Source organism: Cupriavidus sp. 05T313 (assembly GCF_056396665.1).
In genome coordinates this window covers 1-1,530 of the sequence record NZ_JBFTLX010000499.1, presented here as the reverse complement: position 1 = coordinate 1,530, position 1,530 = coordinate 1, and the positions used below count along the sequence as shown (strand labels likewise).

The 1,530-nt window shown below is 56.7% G+C and carries 1 protein-coding gene and 1 pseudogene; both read right to left on the bottom strand.

Annotation, left to right across the window (positions count from 1 at the left end; translation table 11 throughout):
• Window positions 1–26: 26 nt before the first annotated feature.
• Window positions 27–410, bottom strand: a complete 384-nt coding sequence (locus AC1DKD_RS41205) for a hypothetical protein (RefSeq protein WP_441637685.1) — start codon at window positions 408–410, stop codon at window positions 27–29.
• Between the two features lie 8 nt (window positions 411–418).
• Window positions 419–1,530: pseudogene (locus AC1DKD_RS41200) on the bottom strand (hypothetical protein); the annotation flags it as partial.

Sequence of the window (1,530 nt, the reverse complement as noted above, 5' to 3'; positions counted from 1 at the left end):
CCATGGTCCAGCAACTATCACCAGCGTCAGAACTCCTCGAACTGACGTTTCACATGCGCAAAGGTATCGTCATCAATCGATGAGCGGAACGTGGCTGTAGATATTGCACCCGATACGTCGACCTTCTTCATTTCCCACAATATATATGGCTTTCCATTGACTACGCCGAGCCTCAAGACGAAGTGACCTCCCATATCCACAAGATTGGCTTCTCTCACCTCCAGACTGCTTAGGCCCTCGACAAACGTGTCCCAAACGGTGCAGTCAAACCACGAACTCCCGTAATACTCCAACCTGTGTCCAAACTGTTGTACTTCAACGATGATCTGCGTTTTCATTGACGGCACATGTTCGTCCATCTCAACAACATCAAGGTGCAGACGAAGCGGCCTTTCGATCTTGATTTCCATTTCTTAATTTACTCTCCGACGGGAAGTGCATGGATAAGGGCCGGAATTTGCCCCGGTTGCCGCGGGGGCGCAAACTTCAGCTCCCAGCCACCAACATTCAATAATTGGTTATATGGCACCCCACCTTGGGTCGCCGTGTTCACCGCTCCCTGCAAGCTCGCAAGTTGCTGTTGCGTCGTTAGCCGGACAACACCCGGAGGATTGCTCGTTGCGATCATCTGGGCGTACTCCGCCAAATGCTCCGTTGCATTTCCATGCACCCAAACACTTTGCCCATTGGGCAGCGACATCTCAAAGGACTTTGGAATCACGGAACCAGGATAAGTCGACTGTGTCGCTGTTATCGCATCCCATACCGTCCCTGTTGCCCCACTGCTTGTGGCAAGCCGCTCGCCCAAAACTTTCGCAGCATCGACTGGAACAACCTTCGTCACACCCAACAGGCCAATACCTTTGAGTGTACCCGTCAGCAACCCCTTGACCAGCCCCGTTCCGATCAAATCATCGGGCGCAAATGCTGGCACCTCAAGGCCCTGCGCCTTGGACTGCGCAATTTGCCAGCTCTTGTCCAAGACCTGGCAATCCACGCTGCCGCCACCTGCACCGCAGCCGTAGGCAGCCTTCTGGCCCTGAATCCAGTTCGCAAGCGCTTGGCAACGGCTTCCCTCGCAACTACTCAGTCCATCGGTCAGCTGAGCGTTGTTCTTACGGTCAGTTTCCGAGTAGATATTGGCGGACGCACACGAGGACCAGACGCCATTCGCACATTCCCGATTGGCCTTTTCAAGCGCTTGCCGCTCCGGCTTGCTACTCAGGTAGTTGTTAAGGGCCTCGTTCTGTGCAGCGCCAGCCGCGGCCAGTCCCTCCTGCTCAAACGCTGCCGCCAGCCCGCCTCCCGTCAGCATGGCAACCGCTGTCACCACAACCCGGTTTAGCGTGTTTTCACGGTCTGCATTCGTCGTGACGCCCAACGCCCCGCCAACCAGCGGCGATATCACTGCGCCGGTTGCGCCGCCAATCGCCCCTGACGCACAGTCCCCGCTGCCGGCCGCGCCCGCGACACAGCCGAGCGCCGCATGGCTGAGAATGTTCTGGAAGGAGCCTGGATCAGTGTTCGCAC

Bases quoted from the DNA above. Each gene is read 5' to 3' on its own strand.
- AC1DKD_RS41205 (WP_441637685.1), bottom strand. From the start codon at position 410: ATGGAAATCAAGATCGAAAGGCCGCTTCGTCTGCACCTTGATGTTGTT.